The following is a 24,023-nucleotide window of genomic DNA, read 5'->3' on the forward strand; positions in this document are numbered from 1 at the left end:
AAGAAGGCCTCTTCAAGGAAGCTGCAAATGAGCACAACCTCCCCCCTCTCACCCATTCTGGAGCTGACCGGGATCGTCAAGACCTTCCCCGGGGTACGCGCCCTCGACGAAGCGGGCCTTCGGGTCTATCCGGGCCAGGTGATGGCCCTGCTCGGCGAAAATGGCGCTGGCAAGTCGACCCTGATGAAGGTGCTGACCGGCATCTACCAGGCCGATGCGGGCTACATCAACTATCGCGGCCAGCCGGTGCACTTCAAGGGCCCCCGCGACTCTCAGGATCAGGGGATCAGCATCATCCACCAGGAGCTGAACCTGCTGCCGGAATTGTCGATTGCCGCCAATATCTTCCTCGGCCGCGAACCGCGCACCCGTTTTGGCAGCATCGACCACAAGCAGTTGCGTGAGCGTGCCAGCGGTCTGCTGGCGCGACTTGGCGTCAAGCACGGCCCGGATACCCGACTCGGGGATCTCTCCATCGGTGAACAGCAGATGGTAGAGATCGCCAAGGCGCTGTCGTTCGATGCCAGCGTCATCATCATGGACGAGCCCACCGATGCGCTGACCGACACCGAGACCGAGCAGCTCTTCACCGTCATTCGTGAACTGCGCGAGCAGGGCTGCGGCATTGTCTACATCTCCCACCGCCTGAAAGAGATCTTCGAGATCTGCGATCGGGTCACCGTGCTGCGGGATGGCAAGTGGATCGGCGAGCAGGCGGTGAGCGATCTCGATGAAGACAGGATCATCGAGATGATGGTGGGCCGCCGGCTGGAAGAGCAGTACCCACGTCTTGAGCGCGAGCTTGGCCCGGTTAGCCTGCAGGTGAACGATCTGGCTGGTCCCGGCGTGCGCGGGGTGAGCTTCTCCCTGCGTCAGGGGGAAATTCTGGGCTTTAGCGGCCTGATGGGCTCCGGCCGCACCGAGCTGATGAAGCTCATCTACGGTGCCAGCCCCATCAGCGCTGGCCAGGTGACGGTGGATGGCCACGCCCTGGTACCCAGAAGCCCGGCCGATGGTCTGGCCGCTGGTATCGCCTATATCTCCGAGGATCGCAAGGGCGACGGCCTGGTGCTGGAGCTGTCGGTGCGCGAAAACATGAGCCTGTGCGCCCTCGGCGAGTTCATTCGTGGCGGTAAGATTGACGGCAAGGCCGAGCGCCAGGCGGTAGGGGACTATGTGCGTTTGTTCAACATCAAGACCCCGAGTCAGGATCAGCTGATCAAGCTCCTCTCCGGCGGCAACCAGCAGAAGGTGGCCATCGCCAAGGGGCTGCTGACCCGGCCCAAGGTGCTGATCCTGGATGAGCCGACCCGCGGCGTCGATGTCGGCGCCAAGAAGGAGATCTATCAGCTCATCAACCAGTTCAAGAAGGAGGGGATGAGCATCATCCTGGTCTCCTCCGAAATGCCGGAAGTGCTCGGCATGAGTGATCGCATTATGGTGATGCACGAAGGGCGCATTAGCGCAGAATTCAACACCCGCGATGCCAATCAGGAGAAGCTGATGGCAGCGGCAGTCGGTAAACAGTGGCAAGCAGAGCAAGAGGCAGCACAATGACAACCCAAACCCTTTCCCGCCGCGGCGTCATGAGCAAGGCCTGGTGGATCGAGAACAAGTCCCTGGTCGCGCTGCTGGTGCTGATCGGCGTGGTCTCCTTCCTGAGCCCCAACTTCTTCACCGCCGACAACCTGCTCAACATCCTGCGCCAGACATCGGTCAACGCCATCATGGCGGTCGGCATGACGCTGGTCATCCTCACCGCCGGCATCGATCTGTCGGTCGGCTCGGTACTGGCCCTGTGCGGCGCCCTGGCCGCCACCATGGTGGCCATGGAGCTGCCCATCGGCCTGGTGATCCCCCTCACCCTGGGGGCCGGCGCCCTGCTTGGCAGCATCAGCGGCCTCATCATCGCCAAGGGCAAGGTACAGGCCTTCATCGCCACCCTGGTCACCATGACCGCCCTGCGCGGCGTCACCATGGTCTACACCGAGGGGCGCCCCATTTCCACCGGCTTCAGTGACGGCGCCGATCACTTCGCCTGGCTCGGGACCGGCTACCTGCTGGGTCTGCCGGTGCCCATCTGGCTGATGGCCATCGTCTTCCTGCTGGCCTGGTACCTGCTCAACCACACTCGCCTGGGCCGCCACATCTATGCCCTCGGCGGCAACGAATCGGCCACCCGCCTCTCTGGTATCAATGTGGCTCGGGTCAAGCTCGCGGTGTATGGTCTGTGCGGCATGCTGTCGGCACTGGCCGGGCTCATCGTCACATCCCGCCTCTCCTCCGCCCAGCCCACAGCCGGCATGGGGTACGAGCTGGATGCCATCGCCGCCGTTGTGCTGGGGGGCACCAGCCTGATGGGGGGCAAGGGCCGTATCATGGGTACCCTGATCGGTGCCCTCATCATCGGCTTCCTCAACAATGCCCTCAACCTGCTCGACGTCAGCTCCTATTACCAGATGATCGCCAAGGCCAGCGTGATTTTGCTTGCTGTGATGATCGATAACAAAAGCAACCGTTAACAAGCCACGCCACACACAAGGAATGAAATGATGAAAAAGCTCAATACCCTGCTCGCTGCCGCCATCATGTCCGTGCTGGGCACCGCCCAGGCCGCGGATCACACCCTGGCGATGGTGGTCTCCACCCTCAACAACCCCTTCTTCGTCACCATGAAGGAGGGGGCCGAAGCCAAGGCCAAGGAGCTTGGCTACGAGCTGGTGGTGCTGGACTCCCAAAACGACCCGGCCAAGGAGCTCTCCAACGTGGAAGATCTCACCGTGCGCAAGGTCAACGCCATCCTGATCAACCCGACCGACTCCGAAGCCGTGGGCAACGCCATTCGCCTGGCCAACAAGGCGCACATCCCGGTGCTGACCCTGGACCGCGGCGCAGCCCAGGGTGACGTCAAGGCCCACATCGCCTCTGACAACGTGGCCGGTGGCAAGCTGGCTGGCGACTTCATCGCCGAGAAGCTGGGCAGCGGTGCCAAGGTGATCCAGCTGGAAGGGATCGCAGGTACCTCCGCCGCCCGTGATCGCGGCGAAGGCTTCGCCCTGGCGGTCACCGCCAACAAACTGCAGGTGCTGGCCTCCCAACCCGCCGACTTTGACCGCACCAAGGGTCTGAACGTCATGGAGAACCTGCTGGCCGCCCATCCGACCGTGCAGGCAGTGTTCGCCCAGAACGACGAGATGGCGCTGGGTGCCATCCGCGCCGTGCAGGCCGCTGGCAAAGAGGTGATGATCGTGGGCTTTGACGGCACCGACGATGGCAAAGCCGCCGTGGCCAAGGGTAAACTGGCCGCCACCGTGGCACAGCAGCCTGCCCTCATCGGCGCCATCGGCGTGGAAACCGCCGACAAGGTGCTCAAGGGTCAACCGGTGGAAAAATCCATCCCGGTACCGCTGCAAATCGTCAACAAGTAAGTTGACGGGGGGAGGTTCGCCTCCCCTCTCTTTTTCCGCCAGTGCCGCCTGGTCTGGGTCCACCCAGACCAGGATGTACTCAACCAAGGGTGATAGGAATGAATCGTCTCGTAGTCCTCGGCAGCGTGAATGCGGATCATGTGCTGCGCGTCCCCCACTTTCCCCGCCCCGGTGAAACCCTGACCGGCCACAGCTATCAGGTCGTTCCCGGCGGCAAGGGCGCCAATCAGGCGGTGGCCGCCGCCCGCCTCGGCGCCCCTGTCTACTTCATCGCCCGCATCGGTGATGATGCCATCGGCCACCAGATGAAAACCGGGTTTGCCAACGACGGCATCGATGTCAGCGCCGTCGAACTCGACCCCAGGCTCCCCACCGGCATCGCCATCATCTATGTGAGCGACGAGGGGGAGAACAGCATCGGCATCTCCGCCGAAGCCAATGGCGCCCTCACCCCGGCCGTAGTGCAAGGTCACGAGGCAATGATCGCCGCCGCCCACACCCTGCTGCTGCAACTGGAAGTGCCGCTGGAGAGCGTGCAGGAAGCGGCCCGTCTGGCTCGTGCCCACGGCACCCGGGTGGTGCTCAACCCCGCCCCCGCGCGCCCGCTCTCAAGGGATCTGCTGGCGCTGGTGGACCTCATCACCCCCAACCAGACCGAGGCCGAGCTGCTGACCGGCGTCAAGGTGACGGACGAAGCGAGCGCCCGGGAGGCTGCCACCCGCTTCCACCAGATGGGCATCGGTGAGGTGATGATCACCCTGGGGTCTCAAGGGGTCTATTGCAGCAAGGGGCAGAAACAGGCGCTCATGCCGGGTTTTCGGGTCAAGGCGGTGGATACCACGGCTGCCGGGGATACCTTCAACGGCGCCTTCCTGGCGGCCGAGCTCGCCGGCGCCGACTTTGACGCAGCCGTACGCTTTGCCCACGGGGCGGCGGCACTCTCCGTCACCCGGTTTGGTGCACAGAGCTCCATCCCGAGCAAGCAGGAGGTCGATGCTTTCCTCCTTGAACAGACTGCGCAGGGGCACTGATGGCCAATATCAAGGAGGTGGCTGCGCTGGCGGGAGTGTCGACCACCACCGTTTCCCACGTCATCAACGAGACCCGCTTCGTGGCCGAAGAGACCCGGGAGCGGGTCTTCGCCGCCATGCGCGATCTCAACTATGCCCCGAGCCTGGTGGCCCGCAGCCTCAAGGTAAAGGAGACCAACAGCATCGGCATGCTGGTTACCACCTCCAGCAACCCCTTCTTCGCCGAGGTGGTGCGCGGGGTGGAGCGCTACTGCTTCGAGCAGGGTTACAACCTGATGCTGGGCAACACCGAAGGACAGGCCGAGACGGCGCTCTCCTACCTCAAGATGATGCTCAGGAAACGGGTCGACGGCCTGCTCATCATGTGCAGTGAAGGGCAGCAGGAGGTGTTCAACCAGCTCGACTGGCTCAAGAGCCTGCCGGTCGTGGTGATGGACTGGGGCATGGAGAATGGCGAGGTGGATCTCATCGCCGACAACTCCCATCGTGGAGGCTACCTGGCAACCCGCCATCTGCTGGGGCTGGGTCACACTGCCATCGGTTGCATCACGGGCCCCCACAGCCGCGCCCCGGCCAACCAGCGCCAGGCGGGTTTCGAGCAAGCGATGCAGGAGGCCGGGCTCACCGTCAATCCGGGCTGGATCCAGGAGGGAGACTTTGACTGCGCCAGCGGCGCCGCCGCCATGACCCGCCTGCTGGCGCTGCCAGAGCGTCCCACCGCGCTGTTTGTCTGCAACGACATGATGGCCATGGGGGTCATCAGTGCCGCCCATCAGGCAGGGCTGGTGATCCCCCGCGATCTCTCCATCGTCGGCTATGACAACGTGGCGCTGGCCCAGTTCATGTCCCCCCCGCTCACCACGGTCAATCAACCGAAAGAGGAGCTGGGCCGCCTCGCCGTCACCCGGCTGCTGGCGCGCATCAACGGCGAGCCCATCGCAAACCGCATGATCACCGTGGATCCGGACCTGGTGATCAGACACTCCTGCGCTCCCTTTTCCTCACCGGACAGCAAACCAGTTTAAGTGCCAGCAAGCAGCAGAAGGGCGGCCATGAGCCGCTCTTCTGTGTATTGTCTCCTTGGCATCGGCCCCGAGACTGCACAAGCCACCACTCAACTCAGCTTGAGATCATCCTCTTGCTGCGCCTCTCCCAGGGGAGCCAGGCGCAGCAGCCCCAGCGCCGTTGCCAACGGCTGGAGCAGCGCCTCGTACCCGGAGGGTGCTGGCAGCCAGTAGCGAATTGGCCAGCCCGCTTGCAGCAGTTCGGGGGCGCAGCTGCCAAGCTCGCTCAGCGCCAGCATGCAGCCACACTCGCGCATCTTCTCAAGCAGGGTGGCATCCGGTATCAGCGCAGGCAATGCCAGGATCAGTCTCCCCTGTGGCAAGGGGGGCAGGCTCGCCAGCAGAGGGGCCAGCTGGGCAGGCTGATGAAGCCTTACCAGCAAGGTGCCACTGCATGGCTCTTCTGTCAGCCATCGTGCCATCACGGGCCCAAGGACACCACGCTCTTGCATCCAGCCCACGTCACAGGGCTGCTGGCTCACCCGCCAGCGCAGGCTGACCGCCGTCACCGGCACGCCCTGCTCGTCTCTCATCGCCTCGCAGAGGGTCTCCAGGGGGGAAGGGGCGGCCCCCGCCAGCCATTCCCGCAATTGGTGCAGCTGCCGCTGGGCCATGTGGAGATCAGCCTTCATCGCACTCTGATACCACACCAGGGTGGTCCCCTCACGCTTGGCCTCGTTCAATGCCAATATGGCTTGCTCCAATAGCTCATCGGCATCCTCGCCACCCTCGCGCCTGGCCACTCCGAAGCGACACGCCAGATCAAAGCTGCTTTCCCGGGTCACAAACTCAAACTGCAACAGACTCACCATGGCTGCAAGCAGCAGGTTATCTCGCTGTCGTCGCGTCACGGGACAACCTCGATGCGGATCACCTGCCAGACCATGTTGTTGTGGATGGCGGACACATCCATGTCGGGATGGGCCGAGAGGGGGACCAGCAGCCAGAGCGGCCCTTTATTGCGACGGGTGAGCGGTTTGTCATCCTGGTAACGCACCAGGGTCAGCGGCACCTTGGCAAACAGGGAGAGATCGACCCGCTGCTGGTAGCCATTGAGTGCGGCAACATCGATGGCGCTGGCACTATCCACCTGCTGCTGCGCCAGCACGCTCTTCAGGGTCGGTCCACGATAGCGGTGAGTGCCGAGGGTCCAGGGCGTCGCCGTCTCGAACTCCACTTGTGGCAAGGCTGCCAACGCCGCCTCATCCAGGGTGATTTCCCGCTTGTCCGGCAGGATCAGTTGCAATAGCGAAGAGGAGGAAGCCTGGGTACCGAACGAGAAAAGCACCAGCAGGAGCGAGGCCATCCCGCGCGTTGGAAAGTTCATGACATGTTGTGCCAACTGCATCTTGAAGTTAGGAGCCAGTGTGGCGATTTCAGTGGGTCAATGCAACTGTGTGAAAAATCAATAATTAGGGGCCCCGCATCTCCATCCAGTTATGGCCCTCGACGGAGAGAGGCTGATGCACTCCGCAACTTTGCAGGAGTTCATCCACAAAAGCGGGCACCAGCAAGGAAGCCGGACCATAACGTTTTTCATCAAACTGGCTGCCCACTTCGCTCGGCTCCAGATTGAGCTCCACCGTATGGGCACCGTTCAGGCCGGCCTCATGGACGAATCCGGCGGCAGGGTAGACCGCCCCGGAGGTCCCGATGGAGATGAAGAGATCGCACTGAGCCAGGGCCGAGTAGATGCGGTCAAGTCCGAGGGGCATCTCCCCGAACCAGACCACATGGGGGCGCAGCGGGTGGGGAAACTGGCAGCAGGAACACAGCTCTTCCTGATGGAGATCCCCGCGCCACTCGATCACCTGACCAGAGCCCGGGCAGCGGGCCTTGAGCAACTCGCCGTGCATGTGGATGAGGTTCTTGCTGCCGGCACTCTCGTGCAGGTTGTCGATGTTCTGGGTGACCAAGGTGACGCGCCCCGGCAGCAGGCGCTCCAGACGGGCCAATGCATAGTGGGCCGGATTGGGGTGGATCTCGGCGCGCTGCAACTGATGGCGCCGTGCATTGTAGAAACGTTGTACCAGTTCGGGATCCCGCGCATAGCCTTCAGGGGTGGCCACGTCCTCCACCATGTGCTCTTCCCACAGGCCATCACAGGCCCGGAAGGTCTTGATACCGGATTCGGCCGAGATGCCGGCACCGGTGAGGATCACGATATGTTTGGCTGACTGCACCATGGTTGTTCTCCTCCAACGGGTAACAGGCTGACCTTAGCACAGGAGCAAGAGGCGGCCCATTCGCCCTTGGTCTTAGGCCGATGGGAGCACAAAGCTCGCCATGGGCGCGAGATCCAGCCTGGCAAAGACCATCTCCCGTCCTGTCACCAGGGTAAGCGGCAACCCGAGCCCCTTGAGCAGAGCCAGCATGGGGCGATTCTGGCCGAGCACTTCCGCCGTCCACTCCCGGATCCCCTCCCCGTATGCCAGCCGCGCAAGCGCCAGCAGGATGCGACGCCCGGCGCCGCGATGCTGAAAATGATCCGCGACGATGCAGGAAAACTCGGCCCTGTCCGGGTGCAGGCGCCGGCGAACGGACTGGGCCATGGCAAGCGGCCCCCCCTGCTCGTCGGTCAGCAGCAATCCTATCTGGGGTTCTCTGGGGTAGTCGAGAAAGAAGGCGAGCTGCTCGGCCGTCGCAGGCTGCTTGGCCCGCATGAAGCGCAAATAGACGCTCTGCTCGCTCAGGGCGTCATAGGCCGCGCATATTCGCTTCGGGTCGCTGCCCGCCAGCTCCTGCAAGCGGCAAGTCAGCCCCCCCACCACCATCGTCATCGGCAAGGCGGCCCGTGAGGCGGGAGCCGTCCAACCCGACATTCCCTGCCACAAGCGCGGCTCATCGAGCGGCCAGCAAAGATAGCGAGCCATTTACCAGCGCCCTGCCACGCCGCGATCCTGCCACTGGGCGGCATCCTGCAGGTTGAAGGGGTCGTCGAGGTAGAGCGCGATGCCAAGCTCCCGGGAGCGCTGGATGAAGCGGGCCAGCAAGGAGTCGGCAGCCATCGCCTCCAGTTCGGGCAGCAGGTGTTGCCCGAGCAGCAAGGATTGCAACGGCAGACGCTCGATGAGATCAAACGGCAGGTGCTGGGCATGATCGAGCAGCAGCGCGAGTCTGGCCCCCGCGAGGCTCGCCTGCAGCACCAGGGCGAAACGGTCCGCCTGGCTCAGCAGGTGATCCCGTCGGTGGATGACCAGGGTGAGTTCGCTTGCTTCTCGTCCATGCTGCTCGAGCCAGAGCTTGAGCGGCTCCCAGTGAGGGGAAAGACCGCTCAGGCTCAGCCAGATCGGCAGCGTGCAGGAAGCCGCATCTGCCAGCAGCCCAAGCTGTCCTCTCGCCTCTCCCTGCCAGCTACGCACGGTGCGCTTGAGCCCGCCCAGCCTGCGCTGACGCTGGGGGCCAAGATAGAGCATCTTGAGCAGACGCAGCAGATCGTCGCTTTGCAGCAGCTTGGCCAGGGCGGCCAGCACGTTGAAACCCGCATCGTGCAGGAGACGCCGGGCGCCGTCTATCAGGGTCTGATCATGAGCGGAGAGCAGGATGATGGGCAGACCGCTGTGGCGATACTGGGGATGGCTCATCAGCAGGCTGATGGCATCCTGCTCCGCTAGGCTGAGATCACAGATAAGCAATCTCACGCCCCCCTCTTCCAGCGCCTTGAGGCACCCTTCGCCATCCTGAACCCAGTGGCAGGGCAACCCCAGTCCCTGGATCTCCTGCTGAATGCAGGCTCCCTGGAAGGGGTGATCTTCGAGCAGCAGGATCTGGCACTGGGCGAGCCAGGCACGCCACCCCTGCTCCCGTGCCTGCAACCCCTCGAGCCAGGGATCGCTGAGGCGATAGATCCCCGCCCCGGGAGCCAACAGATGAGGCAGATAGTCGGCCCCCTGATGAGAGGCAGGATCAAACAGGGCGATGGCCCCGGCGGCAAACAGTCCTTCCCATTGCCAGCCGGCATCGGGTCGGGTGCGGTGCAGATTGGCATAGGCCGGCAGGCCCGCTCCCTTGACCGCCAGATGGGAGACGGCGTCCAGGGCATAGACGCTGACCGGGTAAAACGTTGGCTCCTGGCTGTCATCAGACTCCAGCAAGTCCATCAACTCTTCATCTGTGATGATCATCTCATGCTCTCTCGCCCAGTTGTCGGCAGACCTCTTCCACGCACTGCCTCAAGGCGGCTGCAAGGGGATGTCCGGGGGCCTCCTGCCAACGGTCGATCACCTCTACCAGGGGGGTCGCCCCCACCATTTTGGCGGCCCCCTTCATCTTGTGTAAAGCCGTATTGAGGGCCTTCTCGTCCCCTTGTGTGACACACCGCTCAATGTCGGCCAGATCATGGTGAACCGATGCCAGATAGATGTCTACGAAGGCCGGGCTGAGGGACACGGGCAGGGAAAGGGCTGCCGTTGGCTGCGGTGCCTTCCCCCCGTCATGGGGGCCAAAGACGGTACGAAGCAATACGGCCAGATCCCTGAGCAAGACGGGTTTGTCCAGATGGCCCTGACAGCCGCATTCCGCCAGTCGCTGCGCTGCCTGCTCGCTGAGATCCGCGGTGATCACGTAGACGGGTAGATGCTGCCAGCGTTCATCGGCGTGCAATTGCCTGCAGAGCTCGGCGCCGTCCATCACCGGCATCTGCAGATCCGTCAGCACCAGATCCACCGACTCCGATTACAGGATCTCCAGTGCCAGACGGCCATTGGCCGCGCTCAATACCCGGGCCCCCAGCTGACCCAGCTGCATGCTGATCAGCATTCTGTTCACCTCGTGATCTTCCACCAGCAGCACCCGCCTGCCTGCCCCCGGCAGGTCCGTGATCTCCTCGGCGCCACGGACGAGTCTGGGCTGCAGCAGGCTGACCACGGAGCCCGGGATCCAGGGTTCCCCCTGCCAGTACCAGGCGCGCAAGCCCCCATCGTCCTGCATGGCCCCAAGGCAAGGTGCCGCCGGATCCTCGGCCACGCCAAACTCTGCGAGCCAGGCCCGCATATATTCGAGCTCCCCGGGCAACAGTTGTAGGGAGACCGTCTTGACGCGCGGTTGCCAGGGCGCCTTCTCCTGCGCATGCCTGAGGGGCAACGAGCAGAGGAAACGGCTACCCCCGCGAGCCAGAGGCTCGACCCGGATCTCGCCCTCCATCTGCTCCATCAACTGGCGGCAGATGGCTAGCCCAAGCCCGGTTCCCTGGGCTCTGGGCTGGCCAGGCTCCTCCCCTTGTTCGAAGGGCAGGAACAACCGGGGCAACAGCTCGGCACTGATCCCGGGCCCCTCGTCGTCCACCCCGCACAAAATCCACTCCCCTTGTCGCCGGGCCCAGAGCACCACCTCTCCCCGCTCGCTGAACTTGATGGCGTTGGAGAGCAGGTTGTGCAGCACCTGTTGCACCCGGTGGGGATCGAGTTCCATCAAGGCGGGCAGCGCCGGGTCGAGCGCCAGGCGCAGTTGCAGATGACGGGATCGCGCCTTGGACCAGTGCACCGCCGCCACATGCTCGCACAGCTCCACCAGATCCGTGGGCTGCACGGAGAGGCGCAACTGGCGCGTCTCGTTGCGGCTGAAGTCGAGCACGTCATTGAGCAGTCCGAGCAGTTCATTGCCCGCCTGTCTGACATGGGCCAGAACCGAGGCCTGCTCTGCATTGAGTCCGGTCTGCTCGAGCCACTCCAGCAGGCCGAGCATGGCGTTCATGGGGGTGCGGATCTCGTGGCTCACGGCGGCCAGGAAGCGCCCCTTGGCAAGCACGGCCTGCTGGGCCTGCTCGTGGGAAAGTTGCAGGGAGTGCTCCTGCTCCACCCTGGCCGTCACATCCTGCACCACCCCGTAGATCCGCCACCCCTCTCCCTGACGGCGCCCCCTGCCGGAAAATTGCAGCCAGCGGGTTCCCTTGGCGGGGTGCTGATAGCGCAGCAGATGGGAGAACGGTCGTCCGGCTTGCAGCATGGCCAGCATGGGGGCTCGCATCTCGCGCCTGTCCTGATGGGAGATGCGGGTCAGGGTCTCGTTGGGATTGACCCGGATCTGCTGGCTCGCCAGCCCCAGCAGCTCGTGACTGCCCCGGCTCACAAACTCCACCCGGGTGATGGCTCCCCCCAGCAGGGTGAATTGCAGCACCACACCGGGCACCGTATTGGTGAGGGCGCGCAGGCGCCGCTCTGCCTGACGCAGCAGGCGGGTACGCTCGCGCAGAGCGCTGATGTCGGAGAGGGCGATAAGATCCCCTGCCGGTGCCTGGGGCCCCAGTCGCAAGGGGATCTGGGCATAGGAGTAGACCTGCTCGTGCAGCGCCAGCTCTCCTTCGGCGCCCTGCAACTGTGGCGCGGGCAGCACCAGATCGGCGGCGTAGCGCGCCTCCATGCGCTTGGCCCGCTTGTTGCGCTTGATCACCTCCCCCTTGTCATTGCGCAAGAACACGGGAACGGGGAGCGCCTGGAAGAGAGACTCCCTGAACTTGCTTTCCAGCGCCAGCGCCTGCTCCACCTTGTGACGCTCGCGGGCCTCCTGGGCCAGTTGCTGGCGGGAACGCCAGACTGACCAGATCACCGCCATGCTGATCAGCAGTGCCAGCAACACGGAGCCAAGCCAGAAACCGTAGCTGACCCCTTCCTGCTGGTTGACCACCAGGCGACGCCAGCGTTGCACCAGATCGTCCACCTGCCGATCATTGAGGGTCATCAGGCTCTGATCCAGCACCCCTGCCAGGCTGGTCTGTTCCGGCCGGATGGCAAAGCCGAGGCCGAAACGCTCCGGCAATTCGGTGATGGTCAGCTCGCTCAACTGGTTGTTTCGAATGGGATATTGGAGCTGGTACAACTCCGCCAGCATGGCCTGGGCATCCCCATGCCGCACCGCCGCCAATCCCTGCAGCAGGTTGTCGGTCACCTCCCACTCATGCTGGCCGAACCGGGCAAGCAGGCCGGGATCATAGAGCATTCTCGGGACCACCACCTTGCCACTGACCTCCGCGAGGGAGGCAGACCCCCTCTTGCTGCGACTGACCAGAGCATAGCGGCTGGTCGCCACCATCCTGGTGAAGTCGAACTCCTTGTTCAGGGCGGCGGACTCCATCAGTCCGACCATCATGGCGGCATCGCCACTGCGCAGCAATGCCAACGCCTCCTCCCGGCTGGCGGCGGGCACCAGCTCGAAGCGCAGCCCTGTCTGCCGACTCACTTCCCGCAAGACATCCGCACTCCAGCCAATGAGCGCTCCCTGCTGGTTGACGCCGCTGTACGGCATGAAACCGGGATCCGCCACCATCTTGATGGTGTGGGCCTTGCCGACCAGCCAGGCCTGCTCCTTGTCGGTAAAATGCAGGGGATTCACATCCTGCTCACCCTGAGGCAGATACTTGCCCAGATCCCGGTAGAGACTGCCCGGCGGCAAATAGCGGATGGCTGTATCCACCAGCTCCAGCAACTCGGGCTGGTTGCGCATCATCAGCCGATAGCTGATGACCAGATCGTCGCTGCGAAGACGGCGAAGGCGCAGCCCTTCATCCGGGAATTCCCGCATCAGGTAGCGCAGTTGCAGATAATCGCCGAGATAGGCGCTGCCCTTGCCGGCCACCAGGGCACCATACCAGTTCTCGGCATCGGTCAGCAGTTGCTGGGATGAACCAGGATAGAGACGCTTCAGGGTCTCCTGGGCCTGCCAGATGGGTGACACCAGAAACTGCGCCTGATCGAGCTCACCCCGATAGAGGATGGCAGACTCCGCTTCCATCATGGCGCGGCTCAAGACGGTATTGCTCGAGTTCGACCGGGCAGGCCCGACGTGAGGAATGAGATCGCAGCGCCCGTTCAGCAGATCCTGCGTCATGGCTGCCCAGCTCGGCCGCTTCTCGACATGTACCGGTACCGGCAACAGCTCTGCCAACCGCGTCATGCGATCGATGAGCAAGCCCCCCTCCGCCTCCAGATAGGGAGGACGTTGCAGGGCCGGGTAACAGAACGTCAGTCCGGTGAGCGAATCGGCATAAGCCTGGGCATCCGGTGACAACGGGAGTATGGCGGCACGCAGTGGCAAGGCCAGCAGCGCGCCGAACAACAGAAGGATTTTTATCATCGGAATGGAAAAGCCAGGCGATTGCCTGGCTTTTTGTCACTCGTTGGGTTCAACATTTTCTACCCTGGCCTTGAGCTTCTGGCCGGGCCGGAAGGTCACCACGCGACGGGCGCTGATGGGAATATCCTCCCCCGTCTTGGGGTTGCGTCCGGGACGCTGGTTCTTCTCGCGAAGATCGAAGTTACCGAAGCCGGAAATCTTGACCTGTTCGCCACGCTCGAGCGCCTGTCTGATCTCCTCAAAGAAGGCTTCCACCATATCTTTGGCTTCACGCTTGCTCATCCCGAGCTGGGTGAACAGGTGCTCTGCAATATCGGCTTTGGTAAGCGCCATAGATCAATCCCTCAAGGATGCATTCAACTCTTCACCGAGGGCCCGCACGACATTGTCCACGGTCTCGGCGATCTCTTTCTCCTCCAGGGTGCGCTGGGTGTCTTGCAACACCAGGCTGATGGCCAGGCTCTTCTTGTCCTCTGCCATACCAGCGCCCTGGTATACGTCGAACAAGTTTATTCCAACTAACTGATTTCCGCCAACTTTTTTAATTACTGCCAGAACGTCGCCTGCCAGGATCTGTCTGTCAACCACCACGGCGATGTCGCGACGGTTGGCCGGGAACTTGGATACTTCGGCAGCAACCGGCACCTTGGCCGGCGTCAGTTTGTCCAGTTCCAGCTCGAACATGACAGCGCGGCTCTTGAGCCCCAGCTTCTTCTCGAGGCTCGGATGGATCACGCCGATGTGGCCGATCACGACGCCATTACGCAGAATGGCTGCGCTCTGGCCCGGATGCAGGGCACTGTGCTCGGTGCGCTCGAAGGTGAAGGTAGCCCCTTCTGCAGTCAGATCCAGCACCGCTTCCAGGTCACCCTTCAGATCGAAGAAGTCGACGGGACGGGCCTTAACATCCCAGTGCTCGTCCCCCTGGTTACCGGTGATGATGCCGGCGAGCATGGGTTCCTGACGGATGCCATTCTCGGCATTCTCGTCCTTGATGAAACGCAGGCCCTGCTCGAACAGGCGCACGCGCGGCTGCTGACGGTTCTGGTTGTAGACCACCGCCTGCACCAGACCCGGGAACAGAGAGACGCGCATGGCGGACATCTCAACGGAGATCGGGTTTGGCAGCACGATGGCATCGCTCTGCGGGAACAGGGTCTGCTGAGCCTTGGGATCCACGAAGCTGTAGGTGATCGCTTCCTGGAAGCCGCGATCGACCAGCAGGTCGCGCACCCGCTTCAGGGTCACCTGCCCTTCTGCCTGCTCTACCATCGCGAGGGATGCGGCGGGTTTGAGGTTGGGGATGTTGTTGTAGCCGTAGATGCGGGCCACTTCCTCGATGAGATCTTCCTCGATGGCGATATCGAAACGCCAGGAGGGAGCCAGCGCGGTCCAGCCGTCGGCATCCACGGTCACCTGCATGCCTAGGCGAGTCAGGATCTCGACCACCTGCGCATCCGCCACGCTGATGCCGATCACCTTGTCGAGCTTGGTGCGGCGCAGCTTGATGGGGGCAGCCTTGGGCAGATGGGCATCGGATTTGACCTCGACCACCTGGCCCGCTTCACCGCCGCAGATATCCAGCAGCAGACGGGTGGCGCGATCCATCACCTTGGCCTGCAGCTGCGGATCCACCCCGCGCTCGAAGCGGTGGGAGGAGTCGGTGTGCAGACCGTAGGCACGGGCACGGCCGGTGATGGAGAGCGGCGCGAAGAAGGCGCACTCCAGCAGGATGTCGGTGGTGGTCTCGGAGACACCGGTGCGATCGCCGCCGAAGATGCCGGCCATGCAGGCAGGGCCCTTGGCATCGGCAATCACCAGGGTGGTCTCTTTGAGCTTCACCTCGTTGCCATCGAGCAGGGTCATCGGCTCGTCGGCCTTGGCGCGGCGCACCACCAGTTCCCCTTCAAGCGTCGCCAGGTCGAAGGCGTGCATCGGCTGGCCGTATTCCAGCAGCAGGTAGTTGGTGATGTCGACGATGGCGTCGATGGAGCGAATACCGCCACGGCGCAGCTTCTCCTGCATCCAGAGCGGGCTCTGGGCGTGCAGGTTCAGCCCCTTGATGACACGACCGAGATAACGGGGGCAATCGGCCGGCGCTTCAACCCGGATCGGGAAGGTAGCGTCGATGGTGGCAGCAGCAGGGGTCCAGGTCGGCTCGACCACGTCCACGCTGTTGAGCACGCCGATTTCACGGGCCAGGCCGGCGATGCCGAGGCAGTCGGCACGGTTCGGGGTCAGATCCACGTCGATGCTGACGTCGTTGAGCGCCAGGTATTCACGGATATCGGTGCCGATGGGGGCGTCAAGCGGCAGCTCGATGATGCCATCGGCCTCGACGTCGATGCCCAGCTCGCTGAAGGAGCAGAGCATGCCATGGGACGGCTGACCACGCAGCTTGGCTTTCTTGATGGTGAAATCACCCGGCAGGGTCGCCCCGACCTTGGCCACGCAGACTTTGAGGCCGGCACGGCAGTTCGGTGCACCGCAGACGATGTCCAGCAGCTCTTCTTCGCCCACGTTGACCTTGGTCACCCGCAGCTTGTCGGCGTCCGGATGCTGGCCACACTCGACCACTTCACCCACCACCACGTTGTTGAACTGGCCAGCCACCGCTTCCACGGCGTCTACTTCCAGACCGGCCATGGTGATCTGCTCGGCTAGTGCGTTGTCACTCAACTCGGTGCGGACCCACTCCATCACCCAGGATTTACTGAATTTCATGTTCTCTCGCCCTTACTTGAACTGCTTGAGGAAGCGCAGGTCGTTTTCGAAGAAGGCACGCAGGTCGTTGACCCCGTAACGCAGCATGGTTAGGCGTTCAACGCCCATGCCGAAGGCAAAGCCGGAGTATTTTTCCGGATCGATGCCGACCGAACGCAGCACGTTCGGGTGCACCATGCCGCAGCCCAGCACTTCCAGCCACTTGCCGTTCTTGCCCATCACGTCCACTTCGGCGCTCGGCTCGGTGAACGGGAAGTAGGAAGGACGGAAGCGAATGGTCAAGTCTTCCTCGAAGTAGTTGCGCAGGAAGTCGTGCAGGATGCCCTTGAGCTCGGTGAAGCTGGCATGCTCGTCAACCAGCAGGCCTTCGACCTGGTGGAACATCGGGGTGTGGGTCATGTCGTAGTCGTTACGATAGACGCGGCCCGGCGCAATGATGCGGATCGGCGGCTGCTGATGTTCCATGGTGCGGATCTGCACGCCCGAGGTGTGGGTACGCAGCATCAGATCAGGATTGAAGTAAAAGGTATCGTGATCGGTACGCGCCGGGTGGTGCGCCGGGATGTTCAGCGCATCGAAGTTGTGGAAGCCATCTTCAATCTCGGGACCACGGGCAACCTTGAAGCCCATCTCGCCAAACAGGCGCTCGATGCGCTCGATGGTGCGGGTCACCGGGTGCAGACCGCCATTCTCGATGCGGCGGCCCGGCAGGCTGACGTCGATGGTCTCGGCGGCCAGCTTCTGGTTCAGCACGGCGACTTCGAGGGCTTCACGACGCGCGTTTAGGGCATCCTGAACCTGCTGTTTGGCCTGGTTGATCACGGCGCCCGCTGCGGGACGCTCTTCAGCGGACAGGGCACCCAGTCCCTTCATCTGCTCGGTAAAAAAGCCCTTTTTACCCAGATATTTGACCCGGATTTCGTCGAGGGCGGCGATGTCGCTCACGCCCTCAATTTCGGCCTTGGCCTGGCCGACTACTTCTTCAAGCTGTTGCATGTCTTCCTCGTCACCACTCCCGGAACAGGAGCCTTTAGGCTAAATAAGGTCAAGAGGGGAATAATACAAAAAAAGCCCCTTGGCTGACCATAGTTATGACGGGCTTTTCTCCCTGCAAATCATTTTGTTATATGGATAAAGCCACAAGCCAGATGCAACAGGATTAAGACAAGCGTCGTTTGTTCTAGTTTGTTGGCATATGGAAGGATAAAGCATTCATGAACGTGGCATGCTACCTGCCAACGCTCAAAAATGAGCAACAAAAAAGGAGGCCTGAGCCCCCTTTCCATGTCTAATGAAAACAACAACATAGATAAATATCAATGAGTTACGAGTGACAAGAGGGTACATCAAAAGCCCCGTGACGACCCTGTTTGGGACAATTTGTGGACACTTCATCATGCGACAGGTAGCGGGTTTTCCAGCGGGTTGAAGCGCACCGCATCGCTCAGATAGTCCGGTGCAAAGTGGGCATAGGTCATCGTTTGCTGGATGTTGTGATGGCCCAGAATTTTTTGCAGCGCAAGGATGTTGCCCCCGGACATCATGAAGTGTGATGCAAACGTGTGCCGGAACACATGCACCGCCTGCCCTGCTGGCAGATCCGGCGCCACGGTCTTGAGAACGTCACGCACCAGCAAATAGTCGAGGTCACGGAACAGCGGACCCCGGTTCACCCCGTTTGTTATCTCCTGACACAGCTCGGCCGAGATCGGCACGGTGCGGTTCTTGCCATTCTTGGTGTTGATGTAGGTCACCCGGCTGGCCAGCACATCTTCACGGCGCAGATTGGCTGCTTCACTCCAACGCGCTCCCGTGGCCAGACAGAGTTTGACCACTTTCAGGTTATCCCCAGATAGCGCAGCTAGTACGTCGCCGATCTCTTCCTGGGTCAGGTAGCCCATCGACCGCTCAACCAGTTTGACCTTCTTCATCTCTTTGAGCGGGTGCTCGTGGTGGTAGTGACCGAGATCGGTGAGCACTGAGAAGACCCCGCCCAGCATCTCCTGCTCGCGGTTCACCGTCTTGGGTTGTCGGCCGGCATGCAGTCGCTGCGCCCGATACTCGGAGAACAGAGCCCGGGTCACTTGTCTCGCCAACGGGTGGCGCAACGCGGCATCGATATTGTGGAGTTTCTTTCGTACCTCCTCCCCTGCTTTCAGGGTCTGGCCATGGTAGCACCACCAGAGTTCGATCAGCTCGGATAGCGGCCGGTTATCTGCCGGGCGATCCACCCACTCTTTATTATGCTCGGTGGCGATCACCCAACGCTCGAACTGCTGGGCTTCGGACTTGGTCTTGAAGCGCTTGCGGATCCGCTTGCCTTCCCTCCCCTGCGGGCGGATATCGACCAGGTACCCCTCGGGCGTGGACTTGATGCTCATCGCCCCTCCTTATAAAGGAAGGCACTTACCCATCCCCGCAGCCCGCACATCGACACCATACCCAACCACTGCACTTTCACTGTCATCACCCTCCATCAAAACACTGTGGTTTTATACAGTATTTGATGATGATTAGCAGTGTTTAACTGAGGCTACGGTATACATGGGAAACCGAAGAGCGTGAGAGGTACTAGGTCTAGCAACAGCTACTTATAACCTGGTTAAATGCAATGGAAGGGAAACCAGCTATCAGTCACCTTCCCTTACCCATTTAAGCATCAGCCCTTGTCGCTCTATTGACAGAGAAACTATTTACTGGTCTGTTGTATGTTAAAGCCTTATTTTCTCATTTGCCCATATTTGATGTCGGGAAAATAAATGAAAAATGAGCGAAGATATATAATCTGCGCTCAAAAACATTTAACCTTGACCAACCAAAGGAATAGCTTTACATCGCAAAGGCCACTTCCTTATTACTATTAGTTGGTTCTATAATTTCGGCTGAGCGCTCTTTATTATATATACTAAGCGACTCGTGATATTCTGCAGCTTCCGCTTTCATTGTCCAATGGACCTCCGACAGGCCACGTGACTCAACTGCTTGACGGATTTCCATCAGTGGTAAGCGGAAAAATTCTTTGCGAGAATTTACTCGGTTTACAGCTTTTCGCTCAAATTCCCTATGAAGCTCTCTTTCCAATGTGGGCGCATCTTCACTATAAATTATAGCATGGACATCAAACTCAAATGGTACAGAAGCATCGCCTAACTCCTTGACTCGGTCCAATGGGTCCAAACGACGAGTCATACCAACCTTAAATACCTGCTCCCCAAAACTGCCTATATTGCTGATCACATAAACATGGCCCCTTCGCGTCTGCTGTGCCATAGATAGAGCCCTTTCACCACGAGATTCTGCTTCTTTTAATTTCTCTTCTAACTCAGCCAATTGAGCCTCAAATTGCTGTCGCTGCTCATCATTAGCCGAGGCCAATTCTTTACGCGCTTTTTCTAAAGCTTTCTGTAGCATCCGTTCTTCTTTCTCTGCTTCTTGAATAGCCTTTTCTATTTCTCGCTGTGCCCGTTCCTCCTCACGCATTTGATCACGAATAGCCTTTTGCTCTTCGCGTTCTTGGCGTTGTAGCTCATAAGCTGCAACAGCCCACTTCAGCTCATCCAGGCGTGCATCAAGGTACTCATGGGTTATACGGGCATTTCTGAAGGGCGACCCATTATGGTTAACCAAAGCGAAAGCATCTATTATTTCCTGTTTTATTTTACCAAAGTTATCAAACTTAACCTTGGATAGTGCAGTATCAACTTTTCCATTGAAAGCATCTACAGCGAAATGAATGGCATTTATTCGGCGATGTGGTTCTGCATAATCACATTCGCCAGCCAAACCATTTTTTATCAAATTGCCAACTCGCTTTCGAGCTGCTTTCAGATTCTCACCGGCTTCTTTATGGCTGAATTCCTCCGCGAGATCATCAAGCACGGAATGATTTGGGATAATATATTCGTCCTTATATCCTTCAATCGTGTTTCGCATTGCTCGAATTGCTGATTCATACTGTTCCGCTTTGTCTCTTGCTTCTATTGCATTCCCTGCAATTTCTTCAGCTCGTTTGTTTGCAAACGAGATCATTTTCTCAGCTTCCAATCTGCATTGCTGTTCTATTAATTGAGCTTTTGCATTAGCAGCATCAACAGCTTCTCTTGCCTTAATACGTAATGCTTTCGCTTCATCTATATAAGGCTGAGCTTGAGCCCTTGCATTCTCTTGCGCTGACTCTAATATCTCATGAGCTTTAGCCCGCAGAGTATCAGCCTCAGCTGTCATCTGCTTAACCTGTTTTCGTGCATCATCATGAAGTTTCTGAACTTGAACCTCCATGTCGACTATTGGTTGCAACCGTTCTTCTAATGAGGAGATTAAATTTCTATGCCTGGCCACATCAGCCTTTGCTGTTTCAGCTTCCTTTCTAGCAAGATCACGCTCAAGGATAATTTTCTTTTTGCTTCTTGATGAAAGAATTAACCCAACAGATGGAAGCAAAATAACTGCCAATATTATTATTAATGTAATATCACTACTGCTCATGCTCTCTCCAAATTAAAAAGGGCGCATTAGCGCCCTGTTTGTCTTTTTCTATAAGATCTGTGTTCTACCATCACGCCGATGATCTGGATGTGCTGCCGGTCGGAGTGCATGGTGGGGAAATCGTCATTGAGGGGGACCAGTTCAAACACCTCTTGTCCGCTCTCGTCGATGCCGCGGGGCCGGTACTTCTTGAAGGTGGCCTCTTCGCTGCCGTTCTTGGCCACGACGAAATCCCCTGGTTGGGGCGCTTCGTCGGGGTCAACGATGATGAGGTCGCCTTCCTTAAAGAAGGGTTCCATCGACTGGCCACGCAACCAGAGGCCGAAACCACAAGGGCCAACATCAACCCCCGCCGTCACATACTCGACATTGCCATCGAAGGCCGTGGCCTGCTCACACATCTCGTGCCAGTGGCCGGCCTGAACATAGCTCAGCACAGGCACGCGCGTACCTTGCGGGATCACGGCCGGTTCGACGTTGTGATATCCAGGCATCACTTCTGGTGCAGGCTGTGCCCTCGCCTCCCCGTCTCCAGTCAAAAGCCAGTCAACAGTGACCCCCAGCGCTGCCGCTAGATCATTGAGATAGCGGCCTTTTGGCTGGTTAAGTCCCGACTCCCACTTGCTAATCGACACCCGGGTTATCCCGATTCGCTTAGCCAGTTCGTCTTGGCTCATTTTCTGCGCACGTCTGCGCGCTGATATGCGGTCATTGATAGTTTCCATAAACCTAAGTTACCACCCAGCAAGGTAACTAAAGCAACGAAACCACTTGACCCCTTCTCGACCCATAAGTTACCTTTAGCCATCACCGACACTTAGGTGACATTGCGGAGGATTTGAAAATGCAAAAAAGTGCTGTTCTTGAACACTTCGGCACCGTTACAGCGACTGCCAAAGCTCTCGGTATTTCCCATGTTGCTGTCAGCAAGTGGAGCGAAACCATCCCACAAGGCCGTGCCTACCAAATCGAGGTGCTAACTGACGGCAAATTGAAGGCCGAGCAGTCCAAACCGAACCCAACGGAATCGGGAGCATGACCATGACCACAGCGTTCACCTTCGATCTCCTACTGCCCGAGTTTCGCGATCTTGCCAATAAGCAACTCTTGATTGGTGGGAGTGGGTTGCCACTTCGAGGCACCTATCTTTGGAGCTTTCTCATTAACCATCGCAAAACCAAGATTGATTTCTTTGAGCAGTTCCTATTTTGCAAACAGGTAGCCAGTGGGGTCTATATCCAGACATTCACCCTTGATGAGTTAGAAGCACTCTGGCTGAGTCATCTGCAAACCAAGGTCGCTGTTCAGAAGTTATGGGATGCCTGGATCACCCAAGGCCGCGCCTACCAGATCGAGGTGCTGACCGGCGGCAAATTGAAGGCCAGCGCGCGCAGTACTCCGCAACAACCAACCCCTTGTGTTTGAACCTCCTGAGAAGGATTCACCATGGTTACTCGAATCAAACCCATCCGCATCCCCAGCGATGTGAGCCAGTTGCCGTTCGATTACCCCTTTGGCAATCGCGTCAGTGAAAGCCTGGAGGAGTACGCCAAGCGCCAGGGCTTGACGATTGGGGCCGTTAAAAAACGCGCCGACCGCGGCCAGTTGCCCATCTTGCAAGACGGCCCGGGCGCTCCTCGCGAGGTCAACCTTTACGCCCTGTTCCTGCAGGCCCGTTATCAGGCCGAGCGCTACGTCACCATGACGCTCGCGTGAACCTGCCAACACCATATCGGGTCAAGGAGACGCTCGCATGTTTACCGAATACGCCAGCAAACATCCGCACTGGATCAGTGCCTGCCAACGCTTTGCCGCCAGTCACAACATGGCCGAGATCGCCCAGCGGGCAGGCATGAATCCGCAGCTCCTGCGCAACAAGCTAAACCCCGATCAGCCCCACGAACTGACGGTGGCCGAGCTGATTGCCATCACCCAGGCGAGTGAGGGCGATGAAACCCTGTTCGATGGCGCCCTGTTTGGCTGTGGCTTGACGGCTGTTGCCATCCCCGAGCGGGAGAAAGCCCCCAGCCTGGCCCATCAGGTGATCGATACCACGGCCAGGGTGGCCGGACTCGGCGCACAGGCACTGAAGGTGGTGGAGAGCGGCCGCGTGACCAAGGGGCAACGCAATGCACTGGTCGGTGCGGCGACGGCAGCCATGGGCAACCTCGCCATTCTGATCACCGAGATCGAGCACAAATACCAAGCCATCCCCTCTCTGTCTTGTGCGCTGGATATCGCGCGCATGGCGGCCGGGGCTTAGGAGATTTCATGAGACTGATTTGCCCCCACTGCGGAGCCCGCGCCAGCACCCGCACCTCCACCCGGATGAGCCCGCTGTGCGGCATTGCCACTTACCAGTGCAGCAATGTGGAGTGCGGCCACACCTTCAAGGCGGGGTTCGAAATCATCGCAACCATCAGCCCCAGCGCCATGCCTAACCCGGCCATTGTGCTGCCCATGGTCCCGCGCAGGGCGAAGGCGGTGGCCCCATGAGCAAACTTCGCGCCGAGCAGACGGGCCTGATCCCGCTGCCATTTTTGCTGTTCACCCGCGCCACTGTCGTCACCAACGGCGACGAGCCGGTGATGCGCAACACCACCCGTTTCGACGGCAGTTATCTGGAAGACAGCCAGGGCCGCCGCGGCGCACTGCGCTTCCAGCCCGCTTGCCAGCCACACCGCCACTGGCTGGTCAGGCTGCTGCAGGCATAACCGGAGGGCCACCCCATGAACACCGCTCAGGTTTTCGATCTCGTTCAACCACCCAGCGCCGCAGAAGTGGCGCTGGCCGAGATGCGCGCCCAGTTCGGCCGCAATGGGGCGGCCAGCCGCTGGTCACGCCTGCCGACCCGGACCCGTGCCGTCATCTGCTACGCCGCCGGGTTATCGACCACCTATGGCACCCGTGAGCTGGACCACTTCGATTTTGAGCAGCAAGAGGCGATCCGACTCGCCCTGGGGGAATTGCTGGCGACCCTGCACGAGTTTGATGGCGGCGTGCTGGACCGCCGTGAATGGCACCGCCCCACTGGCCGTGAGGTGCCGACCGGCAGCGAGCGGGAACAGGCAGAGCTTGAGAACAAGCGCCGGGCCGAGCTCAACGAGCAGGCCAGCGTATTGGAAAACCGCAGAGCGGTTTTGCAGAAGGTGGCCGGAAAAGGCCAATAAAAAACCCCGCTATCGGTGTTGACGCACCAGCGGGGTTTCCATCAGCAACTGAGG

General features: G+C 60.3%; 23 protein-coding genes and 1 pseudogene. 12 read left to right on the forward strand and 12 right to left on the reverse strand.

The annotated features are described in order from the left end of the window. Positions 1-27 precede the first annotated feature (27 nt). The 5 genes from rbsA (at position 28) to C3F36_RS22700 (ending at position 5,484) form a co-directional block, all read left to right on the forward strand. On the forward strand, positions 28-1,557 hold the full coding sequence (gene rbsA, locus C3F36_RS22680; RefSeq protein ID WP_052814800.1) for a ribose ABC transporter ATP-binding protein RbsA: 1,530 nt from the start codon (positions 28-30) through the stop codon (positions 1,555-1,557). Beyond that, positions 1,554-2,522: a ribose ABC transporter permease gene (gene rbsC / locus C3F36_RS22685; protein ID WP_104455950.1), complete on the forward strand. Its 969-nt coding sequence runs from the start codon at positions 1,554-1,556 to the stop codon at positions 2,520-2,522. The genes rbsA and rbsC overlap by 4 nt, the downstream gene beginning before the upstream one ends. A gap of 30 nt (positions 2,523-2,552) precedes the next feature. Continuing rightward, complete coding sequence (rbsB, locus tag C3F36_RS22690; RefSeq protein ID WP_104455951.1) at positions 2,553-3,428, forward strand: ribose ABC transporter substrate-binding protein RbsB; 876 nt, start codon at positions 2,553-2,555, stop codon at positions 3,426-3,428. 98 nt (positions 3,429-3,526) lie between these two features. After that, on the forward strand, positions 3,527-4,459 hold the full coding sequence (gene rbsK, locus C3F36_RS22695; RefSeq protein ID WP_104455952.1) for a ribokinase: 933 nt from the start codon (positions 3,527-3,529) through the stop codon (positions 4,457-4,459). Continuing rightward, positions 4,459-5,484, forward strand: coding sequence for a substrate-binding domain-containing protein (locus tag C3F36_RS22700; RefSeq protein WP_041211440.1), 1,026 nt, complete (start codon positions 4,459-4,461; stop codon positions 5,482-5,484). Before rbsK ends, C3F36_RS22700 begins: the two co-directional genes overlap by 1 nt. A gap of 89 nt (positions 5,485-5,573) precedes the next feature. Here C3F36_RS22700 and C3F36_RS22705 read toward each other — a convergent pair whose 3' ends face one another. From C3F36_RS22705 to C3F36_RS22760, 12 genes and pseudogenes are all read right to left on the reverse strand, one after another. Next, positions 5,574-6,374: a hypothetical protein gene (locus C3F36_RS22705; protein ID WP_158656183.1), complete on the reverse strand. Its 801-nt coding sequence runs from the start codon at positions 6,372-6,374 to the stop codon at positions 5,574-5,576. Then, complete coding sequence (locus tag C3F36_RS22710; protein WP_041211442.1) at positions 6,371-6,850, reverse strand: hypothetical protein; 480 nt, start codon at positions 6,848-6,850, stop codon at positions 6,371-6,373. Before C3F36_RS22710 ends, C3F36_RS22705 begins: the two co-directional genes overlap by 4 nt. Before the next feature lie 85 nt (positions 6,851-6,935). Further along, a complete protein-coding gene (cobB, locus tag C3F36_RS22715; protein WP_041211443.1) occupies positions 6,936-7,709 on the reverse strand; it encodes a Sir2 family NAD+-dependent deacetylase in 774 nt (257 codons plus the stop codon). Between the two features lie 72 nt (positions 7,710-7,781). Further along, on the reverse strand, positions 7,782-8,396 hold the full coding sequence (locus C3F36_RS22720) for a GNAT family N-acetyltransferase (RefSeq protein ID WP_052815379.1): 615 nt from the start codon (positions 8,394-8,396) through the stop codon (positions 7,782-7,784). Beyond that, positions 8,397-9,647 carry a response regulator gene (locus C3F36_RS22725; RefSeq protein WP_104455953.1) on the reverse strand — a complete coding sequence of 417 codons (1,251 nt, stop codon included), beginning with the start codon at positions 9,645-9,647 and terminating at the stop codon, positions 8,397-8,399. Between the two features lies 1 nt (position 9,648). Next, positions 9,649-13,572 (reverse strand): annotated as a pseudogene (locus tag C3F36_RS22730) (ATP-binding protein). Between the two features lie 54 nt (positions 13,573-13,626). After that, positions 13,627-13,923: an integration host factor subunit alpha gene (gene ihfA / locus C3F36_RS22735; protein WP_005300715.1), complete on the reverse strand. Its 297-nt coding sequence runs from the start codon at positions 13,921-13,923 to the stop codon at positions 13,627-13,629. A 3-nt stretch (positions 13,924-13,926) separates the two neighbouring features. Then, on the reverse strand, positions 13,927-16,314 hold the full coding sequence (gene pheT, locus C3F36_RS22740) for a phenylalanine--tRNA ligase subunit beta (RefSeq protein ID WP_104455954.1): 2,388 nt from the start codon (positions 16,312-16,314) through the stop codon (positions 13,927-13,929). Between the two features lie 12 nt (positions 16,315-16,326). After that, the gene (gene pheS, locus C3F36_RS22745; protein ID WP_041215128.1) at positions 16,327-17,310 is read right to left on the reverse strand and encodes a phenylalanine--tRNA ligase subunit alpha; all 984 of its coding nucleotides are present in this window, start codon (positions 17,308-17,310) and stop codon (positions 16,327-16,329) included. A gap of 398 nt (positions 17,311-17,708) precedes the next feature. Beyond that, positions 17,709-18,695, reverse strand: a complete 987-nt coding sequence (locus tag C3F36_RS22750) for a phage integrase (protein ID WP_104455955.1) — start codon at positions 18,693-18,695, stop codon at positions 17,709-17,711. A gap of 448 nt (positions 18,696-19,143) precedes the next feature. After that, positions 19,144-20,799, reverse strand: coding sequence for a DUF4041 domain-containing protein (locus C3F36_RS22755; RefSeq protein ID WP_104455956.1), 1,656 nt, complete (start codon positions 20,797-20,799; stop codon positions 19,144-19,146). A 26-nt stretch (positions 20,800-20,825) separates the two neighbouring features. Continuing rightward, positions 20,826-21,524 carry a LexA family protein gene (locus C3F36_RS22760; protein ID WP_104455957.1) on the reverse strand — a complete coding sequence of 233 codons (699 nt, stop codon included), beginning with the start codon at positions 21,522-21,524 and terminating at the stop codon, positions 20,826-20,828. 119 nt (positions 21,525-21,643) lie between these two features. Between C3F36_RS22760 and C3F36_RS22765 the strand changes: the two genes are divergently transcribed. The 7 genes from C3F36_RS22765 to C3F36_RS22795 are packed head-to-tail and all read left to right on the forward strand — an operon-like array spanning position 21,644 to position 23,969. Continuing rightward, positions 21,644-21,838, forward strand: coding sequence for a Cro/CI family transcriptional regulator (locus tag C3F36_RS22765; protein WP_104455958.1), 195 nt, complete (start codon positions 21,644-21,646; stop codon positions 21,836-21,838). Between the two features lie 2 nt (positions 21,839-21,840). Beyond that, positions 21,841-22,224, forward strand: coding sequence for a Cro/CI family transcriptional regulator (locus C3F36_RS23925; RefSeq protein ID WP_233759686.1), 384 nt, complete (start codon positions 21,841-21,843; stop codon positions 22,222-22,224). Positions 22,225-22,245: 21 nt separating this feature from the next. Beyond that, positions 22,246-22,515 carry a DNA-binding protein gene (locus C3F36_RS22775; RefSeq protein ID WP_104455959.1) on the forward strand — a complete coding sequence of 90 codons (270 nt, stop codon included), beginning with the start codon at positions 22,246-22,248 and terminating at the stop codon, positions 22,513-22,515. A 37-nt stretch (positions 22,516-22,552) separates the two neighbouring features. Continuing rightward, the gene (locus C3F36_RS22780) at positions 22,553-23,062 is read left to right on the forward strand and encodes a phage regulatory CII family protein (RefSeq protein ID WP_104455960.1); all 510 of its coding nucleotides are present in this window, start codon (positions 22,553-22,555) and stop codon (positions 23,060-23,062) included. A gap of 8 nt (positions 23,063-23,070) precedes the next feature. After that, positions 23,071-23,295: an ogr/Delta-like zinc finger family protein gene (locus tag C3F36_RS22785; protein ID WP_104455961.1), complete on the forward strand. Its 225-nt coding sequence runs from the start codon at positions 23,071-23,073 to the stop codon at positions 23,293-23,295. Beyond that, positions 23,292-23,513, forward strand: coding sequence for a hypothetical protein (locus C3F36_RS22790; RefSeq protein ID WP_104455962.1), 222 nt, complete (start codon positions 23,292-23,294; stop codon positions 23,511-23,513). The genes C3F36_RS22785 and C3F36_RS22790 overlap by 4 nt, the downstream gene beginning before the upstream one ends. A gap of 15 nt (positions 23,514-23,528) precedes the next feature. Next, positions 23,529-23,969 carry a hypothetical protein gene (locus C3F36_RS22795; protein ID WP_104455963.1) on the forward strand — a complete coding sequence of 147 codons (441 nt, stop codon included), beginning with the start codon at positions 23,529-23,531 and terminating at the stop codon, positions 23,967-23,969. The last annotated feature ends 54 nt before the right edge of the window (positions 23,970-24,023 follow it).

The sequence above is a fragment of the Aeromonas sp. ASNIH2 genome, assembly GCF_002934795.1.
Lineage (GTDB): Bacteria > Pseudomonadota > Gammaproteobacteria > Enterobacterales > Aeromonadaceae > Aeromonas > Aeromonas caviae.